This is a genomic window from Streptomyces sp. NPDC058308 (assembly GCF_042880275.1).
In the GTDB taxonomy this organism is placed as follows: domain Bacteria; phylum Actinomycetota; class Actinomycetes; order Streptomycetales; family Streptomycetaceae; genus Streptomyces.
This window is the reverse complement of sequence record NZ_JBHVZA010000002.1, coordinates 176,958-195,205: the sequence shown is the minus strand read 5'-3', so window position 1 is coordinate 195,205 and position 18,248 is coordinate 176,958. Positions and strand designations below refer to the sequence as shown.

Sequence of the window (18,248 nt, the reverse complement as noted above, 5' to 3'; positions counted from 1 at the left end):
GAGCGGCCGATCCGGCCCGGTTGTCAGTGGGGGGTCGTACGGTGGATTCCATGCGGCCCGTATCCAAGATCGAACGCACGGTGGCACCCTTCGAGGTCGTCAGTCCGTACCAGCCCAGCGGTGACCAGCCGGCGGCCATCGCCGAGCTGGAGCGACGTATCCGCGCCGGTGAGAAGGATGTCGTCCTCCTCGGCGCGACCGGCACCGGCAAGTCCGCCACCACCGCGTGGATGATCGAGAAGCTCCAGCGCCCCACCCTGGTGATGGCGCCGAACAAGACGCTGGCCGCCCAGCTGGCGAACGAGTTCCGCGAGCTCCTGCCGAACAACGCGGTGGAGTACTTCGTCTCGTACTACGACTACTACCAGCCCGAGGCGTACGTCCCGCAGTCGGACACCTACATCGAGAAGGACTCCTCGATCAACGAGGAGGTCGAGCGCCTGCGCCACTCCGCGACGAACTCGCTGCTCACCCGGCGCGACGTGATCGTGGTCGCCTCCGTCTCCTGCATCTACGGCCTCGGCACCCCCCAGGAGTACGTGGACCGCATGGTGTCGCTCAAGGTCGGTGAGGAGATCGACCGCGACCAGCTCCTGCGCCGCTTCGTCGACATCCAGTACACGCGCAACGACCTGGCGTTCACCCGCGGCACCTTCCGGGTCCGCGGCGACACCATCGAGATCTTCCCGGTCTATGAAGAGCTGGCAGTCCGCATCGAGATGTTCGGTGACGAGATCGAGGCGCTCTCCACCCTCCACCCGCTCACCGGCGAGGTCATCAGCGACGACGACCACCTGTACGTCTTCCCGGCCTCGCACTACGTGGCGGGCCCGGAGCGCATGGAGAAGGCGATCAACGGCATCGAGAAGGAGCTCGCCGAGCGCCTCGCGGAGCTGGAGAAGCAGGGCAAGATGCTGGAGGCCCAGCGCCTGCGCATGCGCACCACGTACGACCTGGAGATGCTCCGCCAGATCGGCTCCTGCTCCGGCATCGAGAACTACTCGATGCACTTCGACGACCGCGCCCCCGGCACCGCCCCCCACACCCTCATCGACTACTTCCCCGAGGACTTCCTCCTGGTCCTGGACGAGTCGCACGTCACGGTCCCCCAGATCGGCGCGATGTACGAGGGCGACGCCTCCCGCAAGCGCACCCTCGTCGACCACGGCTTCCGGCTGCCGTCCGCCCTGGACAACCGCCCGCTGAAGTGGGAGGAGTTCCTCGGCCGCATCGGGCAGACGGTCTACCTCTCGGCGACCCCGGGGAAGTACGAGCTCTCGCGCGGCGACGGCTTCGTCGAGCAGATCATCCGCCCCACCGGCCTCATCGACCCCGAGGTCGTCGTCAAGCCCACCGAGGGCCAGATCGACGACCTGGTGCACGAGATCCGCACGCGCACCGAGAAGGACGAGCGCGTCCTGGTCACCACCCTCACCAAGAAGATGGCCGAGGACCTCACCGACTACTTCCTCGAACTGGGCATCCAGGTCCGCTATCTCCACAGCGACGTCGACACCCTGCGCCGCGTCGAGCTCCTGCGCGAACTGCGCGCCGGTGAGTACGACGTCCTGGTCGGCATCAACCTCCTCCGTGAGGGCCTCGACCTGCCCGAGGTCTCCCTGGTGGCGATCCTCGACGCCGACAAGGAGGGCTTCCTGCGCTCCGGTACGTCCCTGATCCAGACCATCGGCCGCGCCGCGCGCAACGTCTCCGGCCAGGTCCATATGTACGCGGACAAGATCACCCCGGCGATGGAGAAGGCCATCGACGAGACCAACCGCCGCCGGGAGAAGCAGATCGCGTACAACACGGAGCGTGGCATCGACCCGCAGCCCCTCCGTAAGAAGATCAACGACATCGTGTCGGCGATCGCGCGCGAAGAGGTCGACACCGAGGAGCTCCTCGGCTCCGACTACCGCAAGCCGAAGGCGGGCAAGGGCGCCAAGGCCCCCGTGCCCTCGCTCGGCGGCGAGACGGCCAAGGCCGGCAAGGCGGCCGCGCCCGCCAAGACCAAGGCCAAGGCCAAGAAGGGCGCCGGGACCGTCCCGACCGACCGCCCCGCGGCCGAACTGGCCGGGCAGATCGAGGAGATGACCGAGCGCATGCGCGCGGCCGCCGCCGACCTGCAGTTCGAGATCGCCGCACGGCTGCGCGACGAGGTGTCCGAGATGAAGAAGGAGCTCCGTCAGATGAGGGAGGCGGGGCAGGCCTAGGCCCTGTCGTCAAACTCCCGTCTGCCTCGCGACGCCTGGCACGCACGCTCGCCGCGTTGTCGGGCTCATCCCGGTACGCCCAGTACCGGGATGACCCTCCGCCTTGCGATCGCACGCACCAGACGCCGCGAGACCGCCCTCCGGGCGAACGACGCGAGTTTGACGACAGGGCCTAGAAACCCCCTCGGGACAGGGGGGAACGGCGTACTGCCCGGTCTGTTGCAAAGCCGCCACAAAGTGCTGCCCGGAGTGCGGTTGTGCAGGTCGCGCTGCATAGGGTGCTGGGCAGCCGCAAGAGGCGGCTGCCCAGGCAGTTCGAGAGGGGACAGCGCGTGACGGTCAACATGACCAAGGGTCAGGCCATCAGCCTGCAGAAGGACGACGGGGGCGCCCTGACCGCGGTGCGCATGGGACTGGGGTGGCAGGCGGCCCCGCGCCGCGGTCTGTTCGGCTCGCGCACCCGCGAGGTCGATCTGGACGCCTCGGCGGTGCTGTTCGCGGACAAGCAGCCGCTCGACGTCGTCTTCTTCCGTCACCTGGTCAGCGACGACGGCTCGGTGCGGCACACCGGCGACAACCTCGTGGGCGGCGTCGGCAAGGGCGGCGACGACGAGGCGATCCTCGTCGACCTCCAGCGGGTCCCCGTACACATCGACCAGATCGTCTTCACGGTGAACTCCTTCACCGGCCAGACCTTCCAGGAGGTGCAGAACGCCTTCTGCCGCCTGGTCGACGAGACCAACGGCCAGGAGCTCGCCCGCTACACCCTGGACGGCGGCGGCCAGTACACCGCGCAGATCATGGCGAAGGTCCACCGCGCGGGCAAGGGCTGGCAGATGACGGCCATCGGCAACCCCGCCAACGGCCGCACCTTCCAGGACCTGATGCCGTCGATCCTGCCGCACCTGTGAGTGCGCCCATGGGCCGCGCCTGACGGCACGCCGGTCCGCAGTACGTACGAGGTACGGGGCTCGCGGGAGCCCCCGAGGGGGAACGAACGCGATGACGGCCGAGCTGGTGCGAGGGCAGAACCACCCGCTACCCGGGACCCGCCTGGAGATCCGCGTATCGGCGGGGAACCCGGTCGTGGCCGGCGCCACGCTCGGCGACGACCGGGGCCGGGTCCGGGGCGTGGAGTGCGTGGCCCATCCCGGCTCGCCCACCCTGCCGGGCCTTGAAGTGTCCAAGCAGGCTGCGGCGGACCACCGCCTCGCCGTGGACCTCGGCGCCCTGCCGGACACCGTCCACCGGGTCAGCGTGCTGCTCGCGCTGCCCGTCGGCGCCGGGGACCCGGCCGCTTTCCGCGCGCTCGCCGCCCCCTTCGTCGCGGTCACCACGCTCGACGGCGCCGAGGTCGCCAGCTACACCATCACCGACCTGGACGCCGAGTCGGCGGTCGTCGCCCTGGAGCTCTACCGCCGGCAGGGTGCCTGGAAGGTCCGCGCGGTCGGCCAGGGGTACGCGGGCGGCCTCGCCGAGATGCTCACCGACCAGGGCCTGCCCGAGGCCCGCGAGCTGGCACGCGCGATCGACGACGCGGTGGCCCGGGGCCTGGCCCGCTCCGTGGCCGCGCCGCCGCCCCGCACCGCGGACGACACCCGCGTGCGCACCACGGCCCAGGGGCGGACCGCCCAGGGCCTGCCCGCCCCCGCGCACGGGCAGCCGCAGAGCCAGCCGCAGAGTCAGCCGCAGTCCGCCCCGCCCCCGCGGCAGCCGGGCGACGACGACACCGCCACCGGCGTCACGCCCACCGCCTCCGCCCCCTGCGCCGCGTCCACGGACCCGCAGAGCGGCGGCGGCCCCGTCGACTACACCCACCCGAGCCGCCGGACGTCCGCGCCCCCGACGCCGCCGCCCACCGCGCCCCCGGCCGGGCCCGGGGAGCCCGCGAGGCCCGTCGCGGGCGACGCCACCGGCTGGTCGATGGAGGAGCGGCTCTACAACCAGGTGTGGGGCATGTTCGAGGACCTGGCCCGCACCACCGCGGCGTACCGCAGCGCCGTCGACTTCGCCGACTCGCGCATGGAGCAGGAGCTCGACAAGGTCCTGTCCGACCCGCGCAGCCGCATCGGCGGCACGGGCGACGCCGCGCGGGAGACCGCCCGCGCCCGGCACGCGGACCTCGTCGGCCGGGCCAGGGCAGCCCTCGACCGCGACCTCGCCCAGCTCGCCGCCGAGTCCGAGGTCGTCGAGCCCGCCCTGCCCCCGGCGTACGCGGCGTGGAGCAGCCCCGTCTGGCACGCCTACCGCGCTCCGATGGAGATCCCGATGGCGCTGCGCCTCGGCGATCTCCACCTCCCCGAGCGCGTCGGCCTGCGGATTCCGATGCTCGTCCGGCTGCCCTTGGAGCGCGGCCTGTGGATCGACAGCGGCAAGGCGCTCACCAACTCCTTCACCGACCCCGCCGAGCTGCGCAGGCTGGCCGTCGACACCGCGGTCGCACATGCGGCCCGGCTGCTCGCGGCCTATCCGGCGGGCGAGTTCCAGGTGCACGTGATCGACGCGGCGGGAGCCGCCGCGCCCGCCCTCGCGCCGCTCGTGACGGCCGGTGTGCTCGCCGGGCCCCCGGCCTCCGGCGCCGCAGGCGTCTGCGAGGTGCTCGCCAAGCTCACCCAGCGCGTCGACCTGGTGCAGATGGCGGTCCGCGGCGGCGCGGCCGACGCGCTGCCCCCGGACGTGGACACCGCCGAGCAGCTCCTGATCGTCAACGACTTCCCGCACGGCTTCGACGACCGCGCCGTGACCCGGCTGCGCTACCTCGCGGACGAGGGCCCGGCCGTCGGCGTCCACCTCATGATGGTCGCCGACCGCGAGGACGCCGCCGAGTACGGCCCGCTGCTCGACCCCCTGTGGCGCGCGCTGCTGCGGCTGACGCCGGTCCCCGACGACCACCTCGCCGACCCCTGGGTCGGCCACGCCTGGACGTACGATCCGCCGGCGATGCCGCAGGGCAGCCAGGTCCTGCGGCAGGTCCTCGACCAGGTCGCGACGGCCCGGCGCAACGGCGGGCGTTGACGTCGAAGCGTGACGGCAAAGCGACTTTTGTACCGCCCTGACCAGGGCTTTTGGCTCTTGTTTACCATTCCCTTTACCAAACCTTGGTGCTTCGCGTACGCTTCTACCTGCGGAGGGGAGTACTCCCGGCTGCGACGTACCCGTCAATACGGACCGCCATCGGTCCCGGGGCGTCGGCCCGTACGGCGGCAGACGCCTCGGGTGGAAGAGACCTCCGGCAGCGACGACGCTGATCAGTAGCCGTACGACGCCGGAGGCGCAGTGGACGTTTCAATGACTCTGTGGGTGACGACCGTTCTCGGTCTGTGTGCCCTGATCGCGGTCGACTTCTTCATCGGGCGCAAGCCCCATGACGTGTCGATCAAGGAAGCCGGAATATGGACGGTCGTCTGGATCGTCCTCGCGGCGCTCTTCGGCATCGGCCTGCTGGTCGCCGGTGAGAGCCAGGCGTCCGGCGAGTTCTTCGCGGGCTTCATCACCGAGAAGTCGCTCTCCGTCGACAACCTCTTCGTCTTCATCCTGATCATGGCGAAGTTCTCGGTCCCGTCCCACCTGCAGCAGCGGGTGCTGCTGTTCGGTGTGCTGATCGCCCTGGTCCTGCGCGCGATCTTCATCGCCGCCGGCGCCGCGGTCATCGCCAACTTCTCGTGGGTCTTCTACATCTTCGGCGCGTTCCTGATCTACACCGCCTGGAAGCTCATCCAGGAGGCCCGCGCCGACGAGGAGGAAGAGGACTGGGAGGAGAACCGCCTCCTGAAGTCCATCGAGAAGAAGTTCGGCGTCTCGGACCGGTACGAGGGCACGAAGCTGTTCATCAAGAAGAACGGCAAGAAGATCATGACGCCGCTCATGGTCGTCATGCTCGCCATCGGCACCACCGACGTGCTCTTCGCGATGGACTCCATCCCGGCGATCTTCGGCCTCACCCAGGACCCGTACATCGTCTTCACCGCCAACGCCTTCGCCCTGATGGGTCTGCGGCAGCTGTACTTCCTCATCGGCGGCCTGCTCAGGAAGCTGGTCCACCTCAGCTACGGCCTGTCGGTGATCCTCGGCTTCATCGGCTTGAAGCTCGTCCTGCACGCCCTGCACGAGAACGGGGTGCACGTACCCGAGATCTCCATCCCGGTCTCGCTCGGCGTCATCTGCGGTGTCCTGGTGATCACGACGATCACCAGCCTCCTCGCCACCAGGAAGCAGGAGCGGCAGGCGGCGGCCGAAGCCGCGGACGACGAGCGCAAGGACAGCGACGAGCGCAAGGACAGCATCGAGGCCTGACTCTCACGCCGCCCGCCCGGAGCCGCCCGCACGGCACCGGGCGGGCGGTACCGAGTCGCGGCACCCGAGCGCCCGGGGCAGCATCGAGTCATGGTCACTCGGCTCCGGGCGCTCGGCATGCAGTGGACTGCCGTGGTGCCGATCCTCGCGATCGTCCTCCTCGCGTTCACCTGGGGGCGGGACCTGCCAGGCCCGGTCGTCGGCCTGGTGACGCTGATCCTCGCGGGGGCGGTGCTCGCCGCCGTCCACCACGCCGAGGTGATCGCGCACCGGGTGGGCGAACCCTTCGGGTCCCTCGTCCTCGCGGTCGCGGTGACGATCATCGAGGTGGCGCTGATCGTCACCCTCATGGCCGACGGCGGCGACAAGAGCGCCACCCTCGCGCGGGACACCGTCTTCGCCGCCGTGATGATCACCTGCAACGGCATCGTCGGGCTCTGTCTCCTGGTGGGCGCCCTGCGCCACCGCACCGCGGTCTTCAACCCCGAGGGCACCGGCGCCGCCCTCGCGACCGTCGCCACCCTGGCCACGCTCTGCCTGGTCCTGCCGACCTTCACCACCACCAAGCCGGGCGGCGAGTTCACCACCTCCCAGCTGACCTTCGCCGCGATCGCCTCGATCACCCTGTACGGCCTCTTCGTGACGACCCAGACCGTGCGCCACCGCGACTACTTCCTGCCCCTCACCCGGCAGGGCGACGTCATCGACGCCGACACCCACGCCGAGGGCCCCTCCGCCCGGAAGGCGCTGACCAGCCTCGGGCTGCTCGCCCTCGCACTGATCGGCGTGGTCGGCCTCGCCAAGGGCGTCTCCCCGACGATCGAGTCGGGAGTGGAGAGCGCCGGCATGCCGCACGCCGTCGTCGGCGTGATCATCGCGCTGCTCGTGCTGCTCCCGGAGACGATCGCGGCCGTCCGCGCCACCCGCCGCGAGCGCGTGCAGACGAGCCTCAACCTCGCCCTCGGTTCGGCGATGGCCAGCATCGGACTGACCATCCCGGCCGTCGCTGTCGCCTCCGTGTGGCTGTCCGGGCCGCTCGTGCTCGGACTCGGCTCGACGCACATGGTGCTGCTCGCCCTCACGGTGGTGGTCGGCACGCTCACGGTCGTCCCCGGGCGCGCCACGCCGCTCCAGGGCGGCGTCCATCTGGTGCTGTTCGCGGCGTACCTGGAGCTGGCGATCAACCCGTAGCCAGCCATCCAGCCATCCATCCATTACGTCGTCATGGCCGTCACCCCACAGAGCCATCACGCCGCAGAGCCGTCACCTCACAGAGCCATCACCCCACCGTGGCCACTGGGCCGTCCGCCACCTTCACCGGACGCGTCTCCGGAAGCAGCGCGAAGCAGCCGAGGCTCAGCAGCGCGATGCCCGTCAGATACGCGGCCACACCCCACGGTGTCCCGTCCCCGGCCGCCAGCGCGGTCGCCACGATCGGGGTGAGTGCGCCCCCGAGGACCCCGCCGAGGTTGTAGCCGACCGCTGCGCCCGTGCAGCGCAGCCGGGGCTCGTACAGCTCCGGCAGGTACGCGGCGACCACGGCGAACACCATGATGAAGGCGAGCATCGCCACCAGGAACGCGAGGAACATCAGCAGCGGCTGCCCGGTCGAGAACAGAGCGATCATCGGGAACATCCAGAGCGCCGACGCGGCGCAGCCGAGCAGGCACAGCGGCCGCCGCCCGTACCGGTCGCCGAGCACGGCCACCACCGGCGTCAATACGCCCTTCACCACCACCGCGGCCATGATGCAGGCCAGCATGACGGTGCGGCTCACGCCGAGCCGCTCCACTCCGTAGGAGAGGGACCACGTCGTCACGGCGTAGAACACCGCGTACCCGAAGGCGAGCGCGCCCGCGGTCAGGAGCACCAGCCTCCAGTGCCCGCGCGCCACCTCGACGAGCGGCACGCGCGCGTGCTCGCGCACCCGCAGGAATTCCGGGCTCTCCGCGAGCGAGGTGCGCAGCGCGAGCCCCACCGCGACGAGCAGGCCCGCCGCCCAGAACGGCACGCGCCAGCCCCAGGCCGCGAACTGCGCGTCGGTGAGCGTCGCCGAGAGGGCCAGCATGATGCCGTTGGCCAGCAGGAAGCCGACCGGGGGTCCGATCTGGGGGAAACTCGCCCACAGCCCGCGCCGCTCGGCCGGCGCGTGCTCGGCGGTGAGCAGCACGGCGCCGCCCCACTCACCCCCGAGCCCGAGTCCCTGCAGGAACCGCAGCACCAGGAGCAGCAGGGGGGCGCCGATCCCGATCGATCCGTACGCCGGTACGCAGCCGACGGCGACCGTGGCGACGCCGGTCAGGAGCAGCGATCCGACGAGCACCGGCCGCCGCCCGTGCCGGTCGCCGATGTGCCCGAACAGGACGGAGCCGAGGGGCCGCGCGACGAACCCCACTCCGAAGGTCGCGAAGGCGGCGAGGGTGCCCGCGAGCGGGGAGAAGGTGGGGAAGAACAGCGGTCCGAGGACCAGCGCCGCGGCCGTCCCGTAGATGAAGAAGTCGTAGAACTCGATGGCGGTCCCGGCGAGGGAGGCGGCCGCGAGACGCGGCAGTGAGGGTGGTCCGGTGGGGCGCATGCCACGTCAACTACCCACAGTGACACTCGGTTACGTGGGGTCGCGGGGGGCGTGCGGTGGTGCGAGGTGCTGGGGGGAGTGCGTCCCGCTTCCGGCGCATCACGCTGCCGGCGTATCCCGCTGTCGGCGCATCACGCTCTTCCGGTGTCTCCCGCGCGCGGGGGGCGTGATAGACCTCCCGTATGACGCGTAGCCTCGCCACCGCCCCGATCATGATCCTGAACGGCCCGAACCTGAACCTCCTCGGCCGGCGCCAGCCCGAGATCTACGGCACCGACACCCTCGCCGACGTCGAGGCCCTGTGCGCCAAGGCGGCCGCCGCGCACGGCGGGACCGTGGACCTGCGGCAGAGTAACCACGAGGGCGAGTTGGTGGACTGGATCCACGAGGCGCGCGAGCATCACGTGGGCATCGTCATCAACCCCGCGGCCTACTCGCACACGTCCGTCGCGATCCTGGACGCCCTCAACACCTGTGACGGGATGCCGGTGTTGGAGGTGCACATCTCCAACATCCATCAGCGCGAGGCGTTCCGGCACCACAGCTACGTGTCGCAGCGCGCCGACGGTGTCATCGCGGGGTGCGGGGTGCAGGGGTACGCGTTCGCGGTGGAGCGGGTGGCGGCGCTGGTCGCCGCCGGTGCGTGACGCGTACCCCCGTACCCCTGGTACCTCTGGGTCTCACCAGCCCCGTGCGCGCCACTCGGCGAGATGCGGCCGCTCGGCGCCGAGCGTCGTGTCGCCGCCGTGGCCCGGGTAGACCCACGTCTCGTCCGGCAGCGTCCCGAAGATCTTCGTCTCGACGTCGTCGATGAGGCTCGCGAAAGCCTTCGGGTCCTTCCACGTGTTGCCGACGCCGCCCGGGAAGAGGCAGTCGCCGGTGAACACGTGCGGGTGGCCGTGCGGGTCGTCGTAGACGAGCGCGATCGAACCCGGGGTGTGGCCCACCAGGTGGCGCGCGGTCAGCGTGACGCGGCCGACCGTGACCGTGTCGCCGTCGTCGACCAGGACGTCGGTCGGGACGGGGATGCCCGTGGCGTCCTCGCGGCCCGCGTACGTCCGCGCGCCGGTGGCCGCCACGACGGCGGCGAGGGCCTGCCAGTGGTCGCCGTGCTGATGCGTGGTGACGACGGACGCGATGCCGTCGTCACCGATCAGCGTCAGCAGCGTCTCGGCGTCGTTCGCCGCGTCGATCAACAGCTGCTCGCCGGTGGCCCGGCAGCGCAACAGGTAGGCGTTGTTGTCCATCGGCCCGACCGCGACCTTCGAAATCATCAGCTCCGGCAGCTCGTGCACATCCGCGGGCCCGCCGACCTTCACCGCTCCGCTGTACGTCATGTACGCCAGCCTATAGCGGGGGCAGGGTGGGCAGCAGGCCGCCTTCGGCGGTGAGCGCGGAGCCGTCGCGGCGCCCGGAGAGCCAGCCGACCACGTCCGGCGCCGGGCCGGAGACGGTCACCTCCGGAGTGCCCTCCCCGCCGGTGCTCCACGTGTGCGTGCCGTCCGTGATCCGGGTGGGCGGCACGCCGGGGGCGCCGGTGAAGCGCGCGGTCAGGAACACGGTCTCGCGCTGCACGAACTCCGCGGGCAGATCCTCGAGTTCGTACCCGATGCCGAGGTCGACGTGGTGCAGTTCCACTTCGACCCACCGGCGAAACGGCACCCTGGAGGCGGAGTCGGTGACGCCGTTGCGCATGGTGATGGTGCGCGACCAGTCCGCGGGGAGCGCGGCCTGGGCCTCGAAGCGGGCCGTGCTCTCCCGGACGTCGCCGAGCTGCTCGGTCAGGGGCCGCGGGGCGTCCCGCTCGATGTCCGCGTCCCGCGCCTCGGCGCTGACGTACATCGGCCGGCCGGCCAGCACGTTCACCAGCGCGTCCGCGTTTCGCGCGAGGTGGGCGAGGACGTGGCCCCGGGTCCAGCCCGGCAGCCGGGACGGCGCGGCGGTCGAATCGTTGTTCAGTTTCGCGGCTGCGGTGAGCAGTCGATCGGTCGCGTCACGTACAGACGCCAGGTCGCGCACATGATCAATCATGCGGCCGACGATAGCTGGGTCACACGTTCGGGTGAAGAGGCCTGGACAGGCCGCAAATCGAATGTACGTCCTATATGGTCGAAGGCGGCATCGGGCATTCTTGAAGGTCCGGATTTGTTGTGCATGCGGAACCAGGGAAGCGGCCCGGCGTTGTCAGTGGCTCGCCCTAGTCTGTGAACGACGGGGGTTCTGCCCCCTGTCACTTCTCTCTAGAAAGGTGCGGACCGGCGTGGCCGACCGTCTCATCGTCCGTGGCGCGCGCGAGCACAATCTCAAGAACGTCTCGCTCGACCTCCCGCGTGACTCCCTCATCGTCTTCACCGGACTCTCCGGGTCGGGCAAGTCCTCGCTCGCGTTCGACACGATCTTCGCCGAGGGCCAGCGGCGGTACGTGGAGTCCCTCTCCTCGTACGCCCGCCAGTTCCTCGGCCAGATGGACAAGCCCGACGTCGACTTCATCGAGGGCCTCTCGCCCGCGGTCTCCATCGACCAGAAGTCGACCTCGCGCAACCCGCGCTCGACGGTCGGCACCATCACCGAGGTCTACGACTACCTGCGCCTGCTCTTCGCGCGCATCGGCAAGCCGCACTGTCCCGAGTGCGGGCGCCCCATCTCCCGGCAGTCGCCGCAGGCCATCGTCGACAAGGTCCTTGACCTGCCCGAGGGCAGCCGCTTCCAGGTCCTGTCGCCGCTGGTGCGCGAGCGCAAGGGCGAGTTCGTCGACCTCTTCGCCGACCTCCAGACCAAGGGCTACAGCCGCGCGCGGGTCGACGGCGAGACGATCCAGCTCTCCGAGCCGCCGACGCTCAAGAAGCAGGAGAAGCACACCATCGAGGTCGTCGTCGACCGCCTCACGGTGAAGGACTCCGCCAAGCGCCGCCTGACCGACTCCGTGGAGACCGCGCTCGGCCTCTCCGCGGGCATGGTCGTGCTCGACTTCGTCGACCTCCCCGAGGACGACCCCGAGCGCGAGCGCATGTACTCGGAGCACCTCTACTGCCCGTACGACGACCTGTCCTTCGAGGAGCTCGAGCCCCGCTCCTTCTCCTTCAACTCGCCCTTCGGCGCCTGCCCGGACTGCACCGGCATCGGCACGCGCATGGAGGTCGACCCGGAGCTGATCGTTCCGGACCCGGACAAGTCGCTCGACGAGGGCGCCATCCACCCCTGGTCGCACGGCCACACCAAGGAGTACTTCGGCCGGCTCGTGGGCGCCCTCGCCGACGCGCTCGGCTTCTCCACCGAGATGCCCTGGGCCGGACTTCCGCAGCGCGCCAAGAAGGCCCTGCTCAACGGCCACAAGACGCAGATCGAGGTGCGCTACCGCAACCGGTACGGCCGCGAGCGGGTCTACACCACCGCCTTCGAAGGTGCCGTCCCCTTCGTCAAGCGCCGCCACAGCGAGGCCGAGAGCGACGCCAGCCGCGAGCGCTTCGAGGGCTACATGCGCGAGGTGCCCTGCCCCACCTGTGAGGGCACCCGCCTCAAGCCGATCGTCCTGGCCGTCTCGGTCATGGGGAAGTCGATCGCCGAGGTCTCCGCGATGTCCATCAGCGACTGCGCGGACTTCCTCGCCATGCTGAAGCTCGGCGCCCGCGACAAGAAGATCGCCGAGCGGGTCCTCAAGGAGGTCAACGAACGGCTGCGGTTCCTGGTCGACGTCGGCCTGGACTACCTCTCGCTGAACCGCGCCGCGGGCACCCTCTCCGGAGGCGAGGCCCAGCGCATCCGCCTGGCCACCCAGATCGGCTCCGGCCTGGTCGGCGTGCTCTACGTCCTGGACGAGCCGTCCATCGGCCTCCACCAGCGCGACAACCACCGCCTGATCGAGACCCTCGTCCGCCTGCGCGACATGGGCAACACGCTCATCGTCGTCGAGCACGACGAGGACACCATCAAGGTCGCCGACTGGGTCGTCGACATCGGCCCCGGCGCGGGCGAGCACGGCGGCAAGGTCGTGCACAGCGGCTCCATGAAGGAGCTCCTCGCCAACGACAAGTCGATCACCGGCCAGTATCTGTCGGGCAAGCGGGCCATCCCGGTCCCGGACGTGCGCCGCCCCGCCGACCCTTCCCGGCAGCTCACGGTGCACGGCGCCCGTGAGAACAACCTGCAGGACATCGACGTCTCCTTCCCGCTCGGCGTCCTCACGGCCGTCACGGGCGTCTCGGGTTCGGGCAAGTCGACGCTCGTCAACGACATCCTGTACACGCACCTGGCCCGCGAGCTGAACGGCGCCCGGTCCGTCCCGGGCCGCCACACGCGCGTGGACGGCGACGACCAGGTCGACAAGGTCGTGCACGTCGACCAGTCGCCCATCGGCCGCACCCCGCGCTCGAACCCGGCGACGTACACCGGCGTCTTCGACCACGTCCGCAGGCTCTTCGCGGAGACCACGGAGGCGAAGGTCCGCGGCTATCTGCCCGGCCGCTTCTCCTTCAACGTCAAGGGCGGCCGCTGCGAGAACTGCTCCGGCGACGGCACCATCAAGATCGAGATGAACTTCCTCCCGGACGTGTACGTCCCGTGCGAGGTCTGCCACGGCGCGCGGTACAACCGCGAGACGCTGGACGTGCACTACAAGGGCAAGTCCATCGCCGAGGTCCTCGACATGCCGATCGAGGAGGCGCTCGACTTCTTCGGGGCCGTGCCCGCCATCGCCCGGCACCTGAAGACCCTCAACGACGTCGGCCTCGGGTACGTACGCCTCGGCCAGTCGGCGCCCACCCTCTCCGGAGGCGAGGCCCAGCGCGTGAAGCTGGCCTCCGAGCTCCAGAAGCGGTCCACGGGCCGGACCGTGTACGTCCTGGACGAGCCGACCACCGGTCTGCACTTCGAGGACATCAGCAAGCTGATCACGGTCCTCTCCGGCCTCGTCGACAAGGGCAACACGGTCATCGTCATCGAGCACAACCTCGACGTGATCAAGACCGCGGACTGGGTCGTCGACATGGGCCCCGAGGGTGGCAACGGCGGCGGCCTGGTCGTCGCCGAAGGCACGCCCGAGGACGTCGCGGGAGTGCCGGCCAGCCACACCGGCAAGTTCCTGCGGGACATCATCTCGGCGGACCGGATCAGCGATGCGGTGCCCTCGCGGGGACGGTCGGCCAAGAAGACGGCTGCCAAGAAGGCGCTCGCCAGGAAGACCGCCGCCAAGAAGACGGTGGCGGCGACCGCCACGGCCACGAAGCGGACGGCCACGGCCAGGACGGACGCGCCCGCCAAGGCGAGCACCCCTGCCAAGAAGGCGGCCGGCACGAAGAAGACCGCCGCTCCGAAGAAGACGGCTGCCGCCACGAAGAAGTCGGCCGCCGCCAAGAAGACGACGCGGGCCCGCAAGGCCTGACGGCCGCCACCCCCGGGGACCCGGTGCACGGCCTTCGGGCCGACGCGCGGACCCGATCGAAGCGCCCCACCCCTCACCAGGGGCGGGGCGCTTCCCCTTGCCCGAGGGGCGGTCCCGGGCGGCCGAATGCCCCTTGCCCGCCGCCCCGTTCACGTGGTCGGCTGCTCCCATGCCCGTACGCAGCGAACGCGCAGGCCCCGTCACCACCGTCGTGCTGTCCCGCCCCGCCGCGCGGAACGCCGTCGACGGGCACACCGCCCGTGCCCTCGCCGACGCCTTCCGCGCCTTCGACACCGACCCGGACGCCGCCGTCGCCGTCCTGTGGGGCGAGGGCGGCACCTTCTGCGCGGGCGCGGACCTCAAGGCCATCGGCACGCCTGACGGCAACGTGGTGGCCGAGGACGGGGACGGCCCCATGGGCCCCACCCGGATGCGCCTGTCCAAGCCGGTGATCGCGGCGATCTCCGGCCACGCCGTGGCCGGTGGCCTCGAACTCGCCCTCTGGTGCGACCTGCGGGTCGCCGAGGACGACGCCGTCCTCGGGGTGTTCTGCCGCCGCTGGGGCGTCCCGCTCATCGACGGCGGTACGGTGCGGCTGCCCCGGCTCATCGGCGAGGGCCGCGCCCTGGACCTGATCCTGACGGGCCGCCCCGTGGGCGCCGCGGAGGCGCTCGGCATGGGCCTGGTCAACCGGACCGTGCCCACCGGCACCTCGCGCGCCGCGGCCGAGCAGCTCGCCGCCGAGATCGCCGGTTTCCCGCAGACCTGCCTGCGGCGCGACCGACTGGCCCTCCTCGAACAGGGCGGCCTGTCCGAACAGGAGGCGATGGCGGTCGAGTTGAGCCACGGACTGCACTCGCTGGCCGAGGCGGCCGCGGGCGCGGCACGCTTCGCGGCGGGAGCCGGCCGGCACGGCGTGTCCACGGGCCGCTGAGGCGGCGGGAACGGCCGGAACGGCGGGAACGGCCGGACCGCGGATACGAAGAGCCCGCCCCTACGCGAGTTCGGCCGCGTACGGCGGTTCCGCCCCCGCCCGCGAGCAGGTGAGCGCGGCCGCCCGCGCCGCGAAGCGCAGCACCTCGCTCCAGCCCTGCGCGCCCAGCTCCTGAAGTGCCCGGGGCGACAGCGCGTCGCGTGCCGAAAGCCCGTGCAGCAGCGCCGCGTTGACGGTGTCGCCCGCGCCGATCGTGTCCACCACGTCGACCGTTTCGCCGGGCACCCGCAGTTCCGTGCCGTCCCGCGTGTACAGCGACAGGCCGTCGCCGCCGTGGGTCACCACCACGGCGGCGGGCCCCGCGGACAGCCACTCGTGCGGAGTGCCCCCGATCCAGTCGCCGTCCTCCCGCGACAGCTTGAGCAGCGAGACGGAGGGCAGCCAGCTCTTGAACCGCGCGCGATAGGCGTCCGCGTCGGGGATCAGCCCGGCCCGTACGTTCGGGTCGAGCGTGGTGAAGACCCCGCGCGCCGCCGCCCGGCGCATCAGCTCCTCGTACGCGCTCGCGCCCGGCTCCAGGACGAGCGAGCAGGTGCCGAACGACATCGCCCGTACGCCCTCGGGGAGTTGCCCGGGAGCCTCGAAGAGCCGGTCGGCCGTGCCCTCGACGTAGAAGGAGTATCCGGCCGAGCCGTCCGCGCCGATCGAGGCGACGGCGAGCGTCGTCGGCTCCGGGCCGCGCCGCACGGACGAGACGTCGACGCCGGCCGCCCGCAGCCCGTCGAGCAGCGCCTCGCCGAAGGCGTCGCGCGAGACGCGTGAGCAGAAGGAGACCGGTGAGCCGAGCCGGCCGAGCGCCACGGCGGTGTTGTACGGGCCACCGCCGAGGCGCGGTGCGAGCGCGGGCAGCCCGGGGCCACCTTCCGCCCTCTGCGGCACGAGGTCGATCAGGGCCTCTCCTGCGACGACAATCACGGGCGGTTCCTCTCGGGCGCGGGATGCGGATCGGGCTCGGCGTCCCGCTCAGGCTAGGCCGTGCGCGGGGCGGCGGGCGGATGCGGGCAACACTCGGGCGGGCTCGTGCCAGACCCGGTCGCGGCGTCCCGCGCCGGTAGGGTCTGATCCGTCACCGACGCCCCTGACCTGTGGAGACACCATGTCCGGCACGCCCCACGCCCGCCGCACCGTGCTGCGGGCCGCCGCCCTCGCCCCGGCCGTCGGGCTCGGGCTCACCGCCTGTTCGTCCGGCGACGGGTCGAACCGTTCGGCGCCGACCGCGCCGGTGGACCTCGGGAAGTCCGACGACGTGAAGGTGGGCGCCTCGAAGCTGTACACGGACCAGAACGTCGTCGTCAGCCGGATCTCCGAGAACGAGTACAAGGCATACAGCACGATCTGCACCCACGCGCGCTGCCCGATCAACCACCTGGAGGGGCACAAGCTGGTCTGCCAGTGCCACGGCAGTCAGTTCGACGCCACGAACGGCAAGGTGCTGCACGAACCGGCCGTCGAGCCGCTCGCCGAGGTGCCGGTGAAGGTGGCGGACGGCAAGATCGTCGTGGGCCCGGCGAAGAAGGCCTGAAGCCCGACGAAGAAGGCCTGGAGTCGGGCGAAGCAGGCCTGGAGCCCGGCGTGCGAGACGCGTCCCGGCTCACTCCCAGTCCCACGCGATCCCCAGGATCCCCGCCCGCACCTGCGGCTCGACCACATGCACCGAGCGGTGGCTGCCGCTCAGCGTCAGTTCCTGCCGGCCGCCGCGCGGGGCCGCGGCCGAGTGCTGTGTGAAGCGGTGGCAGCGTACGGGCAGGGCCGCGTCGTCGTAGCGGATCTGCAGCGCGTACTGGCCGCCCGCGTACGTGAACCCGCGCATGTACTCGGTGGCGGGGCCCGCCGTGCCGTCCTCGAAGCCGTAGCCGAACAGATGGGTGTCGCCCGCGCGCAGGCGCGCGTCGAAGAGCAGCTCGGCGACCAGCACCCCCGTGCCCTGGTGCCACCGCACGCGCCCCGTGCGGCAGTTCTCCAGGGCGCGCACGCGGACCCGGTCGGGGGCGCACCCGGGGTCCCCGTGGTGGATGGCCACGTAGCGGTCCACGCCGTCCCGGTGGGCGCGCACGATGTGCTGCGATTCGCGGCCGACCATCTCGCGGAGCGCGCCGATCCGCACCCGCTCGTGGTGGCCGATGGTGTGCAGCCCGCCGTCGACGGGTGAGCCGAGCTCGGCCAGGAGCGAGCGCAGCACGTCGGAGGCCTCGACCAGGGAGCGGTACGAGCGGGCGGCGGGCCGCGCCCGGTCGGCGCGCTGGTTCGGCTGGACGAGCAGCCGGACCAGCGACTCCTCCGGCAGCTGCAGGATCTCCTCCAGGGCGCGTACGGCGCGCAGGGACTCGGCGCGCTGGGGGCGCCGGGCGCCCTGCTGCCAGTAACTCAGGCTCGTCACACCGACGTTGACGCCGCGCTGGGTCAGGTGGTGGCGTATGCGCTGCAGAGGGAGGCGCCGTGCGGCGATAGCGGTGCGCAGCGCGAGGTGGAAGGGGCCGGTGCGCAGGGCGGCTTCCAGCTCCGCGGGCGCTTCGTGGTCCTCGGCCTCGCCGTGCTCCGCGCGCTGTTCGTCGCGCTCGTCCGCGCGTCGTGTGCCGTGCCGCAAGGCGGACTCCTTCTGTGAACGTTCACTTCTGCCGTTCCGGCGTTCACGCCGGTGGGGGCGGGCCACCAGGTGGACGTACGGCCGATGTTCACATCCGTACGCCGCCGTTCACGGCCCAAGTAATTCCGCATTGAAGCGTGTTGACCTGCACTCGACAACACTCGATGCTCAATCGCAGCGTCCGGACGCGCTCCTCCACACCCCACCCCGCA

Annotated in this window: 14 protein-coding genes; 9 read left to right on the top strand and 5 right to left on the bottom strand. The window is 71.2% G+C overall.

Annotated features, from left to right (window positions below; all coding sequences use genetic code 11):
• The first annotated feature begins 50 nt into the window (after positions 1–50).
• The 5 genes from uvrB (at position 51) to ACFVYL_RS03445 (ending at position 7,697) form a co-directional block, all read left to right on the top strand.
• Complete coding sequence (uvrB, locus tag ACFVYL_RS03465; RefSeq protein WP_389712625.1) at positions 51–2,213, top strand: excinuclease ABC subunit UvrB; 2,163 nt, start codon at positions 51–53, stop codon at positions 2,211–2,213.
• Between the two features lie 332 nt (positions 2,214–2,545).
• Positions 2,546–3,124 carry a TerD family protein gene (locus ACFVYL_RS03460; protein ID WP_361727022.1) on the top strand — a complete coding sequence of 193 codons (579 nt, stop codon included), beginning with the start codon at positions 2,546–2,548 and terminating at the stop codon, positions 3,122–3,124.
• Positions 3,125–3,215: 91 nt separating this feature from the next.
• Positions 3,216–5,228, top strand: coding sequence for a TerD family protein (locus ACFVYL_RS03455; protein WP_389712624.1), 2,013 nt, complete (start codon positions 3,216–3,218; stop codon positions 5,226–5,228).
• A gap of 261 nt (positions 5,229–5,489) precedes the next feature.
• A complete protein-coding gene (locus ACFVYL_RS03450) occupies positions 5,490–6,506 on the top strand; it encodes a TerC family protein (protein WP_389712623.1) in 1,017 nt (338 codons plus the stop codon).
• Between the two features lie 90 nt (positions 6,507–6,596).
• Positions 6,597–7,697, top strand: a complete 1,101-nt coding sequence (locus ACFVYL_RS03445) for a calcium:proton antiporter (protein WP_389712622.1) — start codon at positions 6,597–6,599, stop codon at positions 7,695–7,697.
• Positions 7,698–7,785: 88 nt separating this feature from the next.
• Here the strand turns inward: ACFVYL_RS03445 and ACFVYL_RS03440 are convergent, their stop codons facing one another.
• Positions 7,786–9,081, bottom strand: a complete 1,296-nt coding sequence (locus tag ACFVYL_RS03440; protein ID WP_389712621.1) for an MFS transporter — start codon at positions 9,079–9,081, stop codon at positions 7,786–7,788.
• A gap of 182 nt (positions 9,082–9,263) precedes the next feature.
• Here ACFVYL_RS03440 and aroQ point away from each other — a divergent pair, with 182 nt between their 5' ends.
• Positions 9,264–9,728 (top strand): type II 3-dehydroquinate dehydratase, encoded by a 465-nt coding sequence (gene aroQ / locus ACFVYL_RS03435; RefSeq protein WP_389712620.1) that lies wholly within the window; start codon positions 9,264–9,266, stop codon positions 9,726–9,728.
• Positions 9,729–9,761: 33 nt separating this feature from the next.
• Here the strand turns inward: aroQ and ACFVYL_RS03430 are convergent, their stop codons facing one another.
• Both ACFVYL_RS03430 and ACFVYL_RS03425 read right to left on the bottom strand, forming a co-directional pair.
• Positions 9,762–10,418 carry an MBL fold metallo-hydrolase gene (locus ACFVYL_RS03430; RefSeq protein ID WP_389712619.1) on the bottom strand — a complete coding sequence of 219 codons (657 nt, stop codon included), beginning with the start codon at positions 10,416–10,418 and terminating at the stop codon, positions 9,762–9,764.
• Positions 10,419–10,428: 10 nt separating this feature from the next.
• A complete protein-coding gene (locus ACFVYL_RS03425; protein ID WP_389712618.1) occupies positions 10,429–11,112 on the bottom strand; it encodes a maleylpyruvate isomerase family mycothiol-dependent enzyme in 684 nt (227 codons plus the stop codon).
• A 229-nt stretch (positions 11,113–11,341) separates the two neighbouring features.
• On the opposite strand from ACFVYL_RS03425, the gene uvrA reads away from it, so the two are divergent.
• Both uvrA and ACFVYL_RS03415 read left to right on the top strand, forming a co-directional pair.
• Positions 11,342–14,458 (top strand): excinuclease ABC subunit UvrA, encoded by a 3,117-nt coding sequence (gene uvrA / locus ACFVYL_RS03420; protein WP_389712617.1) that lies wholly within the window; start codon positions 11,342–11,344, stop codon positions 14,456–14,458.
• A gap of 169 nt (positions 14,459–14,627) precedes the next feature.
• Positions 14,628–15,392, top strand: coding sequence for a crotonase/enoyl-CoA hydratase family protein (locus tag ACFVYL_RS03415; protein WP_389712616.1), 765 nt, complete (start codon positions 14,628–14,630; stop codon positions 15,390–15,392).
• 60 nt (positions 15,393–15,452) lie between these two features.
• Here the strand turns inward: ACFVYL_RS03415 and ACFVYL_RS03410 are convergent, their stop codons facing one another.
• Positions 15,453–16,367, bottom strand: coding sequence for a carbohydrate kinase (locus ACFVYL_RS03410; RefSeq protein ID WP_389712615.1), 915 nt, complete (start codon positions 16,365–16,367; stop codon positions 15,453–15,455).
• A 181-nt stretch (positions 16,368–16,548) separates the two neighbouring features.
• On the opposite strand from ACFVYL_RS03410, the gene ACFVYL_RS03405 reads away from it, so the two are divergent.
• A complete protein-coding gene (locus ACFVYL_RS03405; RefSeq protein ID WP_389712614.1) occupies positions 16,549–16,974 on the top strand; it encodes a Rieske 2Fe-2S domain-containing protein in 426 nt (141 codons plus the stop codon).
• 69 nt (positions 16,975–17,043) lie between these two features.
• Here ACFVYL_RS03405 and ACFVYL_RS03400 read toward each other — a convergent pair whose 3' ends face one another.
• Positions 17,044–18,036, bottom strand: coding sequence for a hypothetical protein (locus tag ACFVYL_RS03400; RefSeq protein ID WP_389712613.1), 993 nt, complete (start codon positions 18,034–18,036; stop codon positions 17,044–17,046).
• Between the last annotated feature and the right edge of the window lie 212 nt (positions 18,037–18,248).